Origin of the sequence: Sulfurovum sp. (assembly GCF_041551015.1) — a bacterium.
GTDB lineage: Bacteria > Campylobacterota > Campylobacteria > Campylobacterales > Sulfurovaceae > Sulfurovum.
On sequence record NZ_JBFENQ010000114.1, the window covers coordinates 1 to 5,827 of the forward strand.

A 5,827-nucleotide genomic window follows, 5' to 3' on the forward strand; every position below is an offset into this window, starting at 1 on the left:
ATCACCACACGTCAATAAAGACGCTCGTGAGCAATTTGAGATCAGAATTCACGGAAGAATGATCGACATCGTTTCGGCTACTTCAGATACTATTGATTCACTTATGAAGTTGGATCTAGCACCTGAAATCGAAGTTGAAATCAGATCAATGGACAAGTAGGAGTAGAGAATGGAATTTATTGTAGAAAAAATTGGTATGAGCAGAACTGTTGATGTACCAAGTGTTCCAGTTACACTTCTTAAAGTTATTGAAACGAAAGTTTGTGAAGTGAAAGAAGACGGGAAAGCACTTGTTGCATATAACTCAAGCAAAAAACTTAATAAGAGCATCGAAGGTCAACAGACTAAATATGGTGTATCTAAAGAGTTCAACAAATTTATGACTATCGAAGTTGCTGAAGGTACTGAAGCAGGCGATTTAAATACAGCTGTATTGGCTGAAACTGAAGTAGTAAAAACTTCTCTTAACACTAAGGGTAGAGGTTTTGCCGGTGGTATGAAACGTCACAACTTTGGTGGTGGACCTGGTTCACACGGACATAGATTTGGTAGACGTATCGGTTCAATCGGTAATGCCGAGTGGCCTGGACGTGTAATGCCTGGTAAAAAAATGCCTGGTCATTACGGTAACACACAAGTAACTGTAAAAAATGACGTAATGTCATTTGATGCTGAAAATGGCATCTTAGTATTAAAAGGTTCAATTCCTGGTCACAATGGGGCTAGAGGATTGGTAAGGATAGTTAAATAATGAAAACAACAGCAATTAAAACAACAGACCTTCCACAAGCATTTTTGGAAGTTCATCCACATAACCTTTATCTTTATTGTAAAGCGTATGCTGCTGGACTTAGAGCCAACACTGCACAGACTAAAACTAGATCTGATGTACGTGGTGGTGGTAAGAAGCCATGGGCTCAAAAAGGTGGCGGACGTGCAAGAGCAGGTTCATTAAGATCACCAGTATTTGTTGGTGGTGGTGTTGCATTTGGACCAAGTACAAATAAAAACTATGACCAAAAAGTAAACAAAAAGCAAAAGAAACTTGCGCTTTACCATGCACTAGCAGAAATGGCAGCAAACGAAAGACTTTTTGTTGTTGATAACATCGAAATTGCATCAGGTAAAACAAAAGATGCATTGGCATTTGTAAATGGCCTTGAGCAAAGAGATGTACTTGTAGTGAAAGAGATGATTGATGATAAGACTTTCTTAGCATTCAGAAATCTTCAAAACGCATACCTTATTGAATCAAATGAGCTTAACGCTTATCTTGCTGCTGCATATCACTCAATTGTGATTGAAAAAGCTATATTTGATAAATTGACTAAAGAGGCTTAAGATGGCAGATATTACAGATATTAAATCAATTATGTATACAGAGAAGAGTTTGGCTCTTCAAGAAGATGGTGTCATCGTAGTTCAAACAACTCCAAGAATGACTAAAAATGGTCTTAAGGAAGTGTTTAAAGAATTTTTCGGGATCAATCCACTTAGAGTGAACTCAATGAGAGTAAATGGTAAAGTGAAGAGATTTAAAGGTATCGAAGGTAAAAGAGTAGACACTAAAAAGTTCTATGTTAAACTTCCAGAAGATGCAAAAATCGAAAGCTTAGCGGTATAAGGATAGAAGATGGCAATTAAAACATATAAACCAACCACACCTTCACGTCGTTATATGACTAACCTTGACAGTGGTGATATCACTGCTAAAGCAAGCGTTAGAGCACTACTTAAGAATCTTCCAAGATCTGCGGGTAGAAACAGTAACGGTAGAATCACTTCTCGTCACAGAGAAGCAGGTGCTAAAAAACTATATAGAATCATCGATTTTAAAAGAAATAAATTTAACATCGAAGGTACAGTAGCAACTGTTGAGTACGATCCGTACAGAAACTGTAGAATTTGTCTTATCAAATATGTTGATGGTGACAGAAGATATGTACTTCAACCAAAAGGTCTTAATGTAGGCGATAAAATCATGTCAGCTGAGTCAGGTCTTGATATCAAGACTGGTAATGCAATGACATTGATGAACATCCCAGTGGGTACATTGGTTCACAACATTGAAATGAGTCCAGGTCATGGTGGTCAAATCGCACGTTCAGCGGGTGGTTACGCACAGATTATGGGTAGAGATGGTAAATACGTTTCACTTAGACTTCCATCTAGTGAAATGAGATATGTACTTGGTACATGTCTTGCAACTATTGGTGCTGTTGGTAACGAAGATTTCTCAAATATCGTTATCGGTAAAGCTGGTAGAAGCAGACACCTTGGTATTAGACCACAAACACGTGGTTCTGCGATGAACCCTATAGATCACCCACATGGTGGTGGTGAAGGTAAAACAAACTCAGGACGTCATCCAGTATCTCCATGGGGTACTCCGGCTAAAGGGTTTAAAACTCGTAAAAAACAAGCTAGTGATAAATTAATTATCTCTAAGCGTAAAAAGTAAGGGGCTAAGATATGGCAAGATCGACAAAAAAAGGTCCATTTATCGATGGTCACCTAATGAAAAAAGTATTGGCAGCAAAAGAGTCTGCTGATAAGAAACCTATTAAAACTTGGTCAAGAAGATCTGTGATCTTCCCTGAGTTTATTGGTTTGACAATCAACGTTCACAACGGTAGACAATTTGTACCAGTATTTATAACTGAAAACCATGTAGGTTATAAACTAGGTGAATTCGCACCAACAAGAACATTTAAGGGCCACAAAGGTTCTGTACAGAAGAAGGTAGGTTAATTATGAGTAGAGCATTATTAAAATTCGTAAGAGTATCACCTACTAAAGCTAGACTTATTGCTAGAGAAGTTCAGGGTATGAATGCTGAACTTGCTCTTGCATCATTAGAGTTTATGCCTAACAAAGCAGCAGGTATCATTTCTAAAGTAATCGCATCTGCAGTTGCTAACGGTGACTTTGAACCGGAAGAAGTAACAATTACTTCTTGTAGAGTTGACAAAGCAGCGGTAATGAAAAGATGGAGACCAAGAGCTAGAGGTACTGCTTCTAGAATCATTAAACCAACAGCGCACATTTTAGTTGAAGTTGGCGTAGCTGAAAAAACTGGGGAGGACGCATAATATGGGTCAAAAAGTAAATCCTATAGGTCTTAGACTTGGAATTAACAGAAACTGGGAGTCAAGATGGTTCCCGGCAAAAGGTAGAACAGCAGATTTTATCGCTGAAGATTACAAAATCAGAAAATACCTTAAAAAAGAACTTTTCTATGCAGGTGTTTCTAACATCATCATCGAAAGAACTGTTAAAAAATTAAGAGTAAATATCGTAACTGCTAGACCTGGTATTATTATCGGAAAAAAAGGTGCGGATATTGAAAAATTGAAAGCAACACTTATCAAAATGCTTGGTAAAGATGTAGCGATCAATATTAAAGAAGAGAAACGTCCTCAAGCCTCAGGTCAACTTGCTGCTGAAAATGTTGCAACTCAACTTGAGAGAAGAACTGCATTTAGACGTGCTATGAAAAAAGTAATTCAGGGTGCACTTAAATCAGGTGCAAAAGGAATTAAAATTTCTGTATCTGGACGTCTTGGTGGTGCTGAAATGGCAAGAACTGAGTGGTACTTAGAGGGCAGAGTTCCTCTTCATACACTTAGAGCTAAAATCGATTACGGTTTCGCTGAAGCACATACTACTTATGGAATCATTGGTATTAAAGTTTGGATCTTCAAAGGTGAAGTTCTTGCTAAAGGTATCCAGGCTGAGCCACAAGAAGAGAAAAAAGGTGGTAGAAAGCCATCTAGAAAAAGAGGTGAATAATCATGCTAATGCCTAAAAGAACTAAATGGAGAAAGCAGATGAAAGGCCGTAATCGCGGCAAATCTTTCAAAGGTAACAAAATTGAGTTTGGTGATATCGCGATCAAAGCTACTGAAGCTGGTAGAATCGATTCTAGACAGATCGAAGCTGCGCGTATTACAATGACTAGAAAAATTTCCAGAACAGGTAAAACTTGGATTAGAGTTTTCCCTGATAAACCACTTACAGCTAAGCCACTTGAAACAAGAATGGGTAAAGGTAAAGGTGGTGTTGACAAATGGGTAATGAACATTAAGCCAGGTAGAATTATTTTCGAAATGGCAGGCGTTGAAGAAACACTTGCAAGAGCAGCGTTAACACTTGCTATTCATAAAATGCCATTTAAGTGTAAAATTATCACTTTAAAGGATAGTAATGAACTATATTGATTTAAAAGACAAAAACGAAGCAGAACTTAGAGCAATGCTTAAAGAGAAAAAACTTGAATTGTTTACATTGAATGCAAAGCAAAAAACTATGCAACTTACAAACACTTCTGAGTTAAGAGTAGCGAAAAAAGATATCGCTAGAATTCAAACAGCATTAACTGCTGCTAGATCGAAGTAAAGGGTCAGACATGCCAAAAAGACAAATAACTGGTACTGTGATTAAAAAGGCTGGAGAGAAAACTGCAACTGTATTGGTTGAGAGAAGAGTACTTCACCCAAGATATCACAAGACTGTAAAAAGATTTAAAAAATATCTTATTCATGATGAGAAGAATGACATTAATGTTGGAGATACAGTGAGTGCTATCGAATGTAGACCACTTTCAAAAACAAAAAGTTTTAGACTTCTTGAAATCGTGAAGAGAGGAGAGCTGTAATGATCCAAGGTTTTACTAGATTAAATGTAGCAGATAACTCTGGTGCTAAAGAGATCATGTGTATTAAGGTTCTCGGTGGATCTAAAAGAAGATATGCATCAGTAGGTGACGTTATCGTTGCTTCTGTGAAAAAAGCACTTCCAACAGGAAAAGTGAAAAAAGGTAAGGTTGTTAAAGCAGTTGTTGTTAGAACTAAAAAAGAGATCCAGAGAGAAAATGGTTCACTTATTAGATTTGATGACAATGCAGCAGTAATTATCGATGACAAAAGAGAACCAATAGGTACACGTATCTTTGGACCTGTAAGTCGTGAAACAAGATATGCAGGTTTTATGAAAATTGTATCACTTGCACCGGAGGTATGGTAATGGCTAAAACATTTAAAATTAAAAAAGGTGACCAGGTAATGGTTATCGCTGGTGATGACAAAGGTACAGTTGGAGAAGTTCTTCAAGTACTTACTAAAAAAGATGCAGTGATCGTTGCAGGTTGTAAAACAGCTAAAAAAGCTGTAAAACCAAGCGAGCAAAATAAAGAAGGTGGATTTGCCAACGTAGAAATGCCAATCCACATCTCAAATGTAAAAAAAGTAGAGGGATAATCCTATGAGTAGAATGAAGCAAAAGTACAATGACATCGTTCCTGCACTCAGAGAAGAGTGCGGGATTGCAAACCCGATGCAGACTCCTAAGCTTGAAAAGATAGTTATCTCTGTTGGTGCTGGTGAAGAGGGTAAAGACAACAAACTTATCCAAAACATGGCTGACACTATCTCACTTATCGCTGGTCAAAAAGCGGTAGTTGTTATGGCTAGAAAATCTGTTGCAGGTTTTAAAGCTAGAGAAGGTGCTCCAACAGGTATAAGAGTAACACTTAGAGGTGAAAATATGTATAACTTCTTTGATAAACTCGTATCTATTGCTCTTCCAAGAGTAAAAGACTTTAGAGGAACACCAAGAAAAGGTTTTGACGGACGTGGTAACTATAACTTCGGTCTTCAAGAGCAATTGATGTTCCCAGAAGTTGAATTTGACAAAGTGATCAAAACACACGGTATGAACATTACAATCGTAACAAATACTGAAGATGATAAAGAAGGGTTCATGCTTTTAGAAAAGCTTGGTATGCCTTTCGCTAAAGGGAGAAACTAATGGCTAAGAAATCAATGAT

The 5,827-nt window shown here is 37.5% G+C and carries 14 protein-coding genes; all 14 read left to right on the forward strand.

The window, feature by feature from the left end; translation table 11 throughout:
• A partial coding sequence (locus ABZC96_RS07715) for a 30S ribosomal protein S10 (RefSeq protein WP_373030261.1) occupies positions 1-160 on the forward strand: 160 nt, incomplete at its 5' end.
• A gap of 9 nt (positions 161-169) precedes the next feature.
• Complete coding sequence (gene rplC, locus ABZC96_RS07720) at positions 170-751, forward strand: 50S ribosomal protein L3 (protein WP_373030245.1); 582 nt, start codon at positions 170-172, stop codon at positions 749-751.
• Positions 751-1,341 carry a 50S ribosomal protein L4 gene (gene rplD / locus ABZC96_RS07725; protein ID WP_373030246.1) on the forward strand — a complete coding sequence of 197 codons (591 nt, stop codon included), beginning with the start codon at positions 751-753 and terminating at the stop codon, positions 1,339-1,341. Before rplC ends, rplD begins: the two co-directional genes overlap by 1 nt.
• Position 1,342: 1 nt before the next feature.
• Positions 1,343-1,624, forward strand: a complete 282-nt coding sequence (locus ABZC96_RS07730) for a 50S ribosomal protein L23 (RefSeq protein WP_373030247.1) — start codon at positions 1,343-1,345, stop codon at positions 1,622-1,624.
• A gap of 9 nt (positions 1,625-1,633) precedes the next feature.
• Complete coding sequence (gene rplB, locus ABZC96_RS07735; RefSeq protein ID WP_373030248.1) at positions 1,634-2,461, forward strand: 50S ribosomal protein L2; 828 nt, start codon at positions 1,634-1,636, stop codon at positions 2,459-2,461.
• An 11-nt stretch (positions 2,462-2,472) separates the two neighbouring features.
• Positions 2,473-2,751, forward strand: a complete 279-nt coding sequence (gene rpsS, locus ABZC96_RS07740; RefSeq protein WP_373030250.1) for a 30S ribosomal protein S19 — start codon at positions 2,473-2,475, stop codon at positions 2,749-2,751.
• Positions 2,752-2,753: 2 nt separating this feature from the next.
• Positions 2,754-3,092 carry a 50S ribosomal protein L22 gene (gene rplV, locus ABZC96_RS07745; RefSeq protein ID WP_223891932.1) on the forward strand — a complete coding sequence of 113 codons (339 nt, stop codon included), beginning with the start codon at positions 2,754-2,756 and terminating at the stop codon, positions 3,090-3,092.
• Between the two features lies 1 nt (position 3,093).
• The gene (gene rpsC / locus ABZC96_RS07750) at positions 3,094-3,792 is read left to right on the forward strand and encodes a 30S ribosomal protein S3 (RefSeq protein ID WP_223891931.1); all 699 of its coding nucleotides are present in this window, start codon (positions 3,094-3,096) and stop codon (positions 3,790-3,792) included.
• 2 nt (positions 3,793-3,794) lie between these two features.
• Complete coding sequence (gene rplP / locus ABZC96_RS07755) at positions 3,795-4,220, forward strand: 50S ribosomal protein L16 (RefSeq protein ID WP_373030252.1); 426 nt, start codon at positions 3,795-3,797, stop codon at positions 4,218-4,220.
• On the forward strand, positions 4,207-4,398 hold the full coding sequence (rpmC, locus tag ABZC96_RS07760; RefSeq protein WP_373030254.1) for a 50S ribosomal protein L29: 192 nt from the start codon (positions 4,207-4,209) through the stop codon (positions 4,396-4,398). The genes rplP and rpmC overlap by 14 nt, the downstream gene beginning before the upstream one ends.
• Before the next feature lie 10 nt (positions 4,399-4,408).
• The gene (gene rpsQ, locus ABZC96_RS07765) at positions 4,409-4,657 is read left to right on the forward strand and encodes a 30S ribosomal protein S17 (protein WP_373030256.1); all 249 of its coding nucleotides are present in this window, start codon (positions 4,409-4,411) and stop codon (positions 4,655-4,657) included.
• Positions 4,657-5,025, forward strand: a complete 369-nt coding sequence (rplN, locus tag ABZC96_RS07770; protein WP_008244848.1) for a 50S ribosomal protein L14 — start codon at positions 4,657-4,659, stop codon at positions 5,023-5,025. Before rpsQ ends, rplN begins: the two co-directional genes overlap by 1 nt.
• Positions 5,025-5,258, forward strand: a complete 234-nt coding sequence (rplX, locus tag ABZC96_RS07775; RefSeq protein ID WP_373030258.1) for a 50S ribosomal protein L24 — start codon at positions 5,025-5,027, stop codon at positions 5,256-5,258. Before rplN ends, rplX begins: the two co-directional genes overlap by 1 nt.
• Positions 5,259-5,262: 4 nt before the next feature.
• Positions 5,263-5,808, forward strand: coding sequence for a 50S ribosomal protein L5 (gene rplE, locus ABZC96_RS07780; protein WP_373030259.1), 546 nt, complete (start codon positions 5,263-5,265; stop codon positions 5,806-5,808).
• Positions 5,809-5,827: the final 19 nt, after the last annotated feature.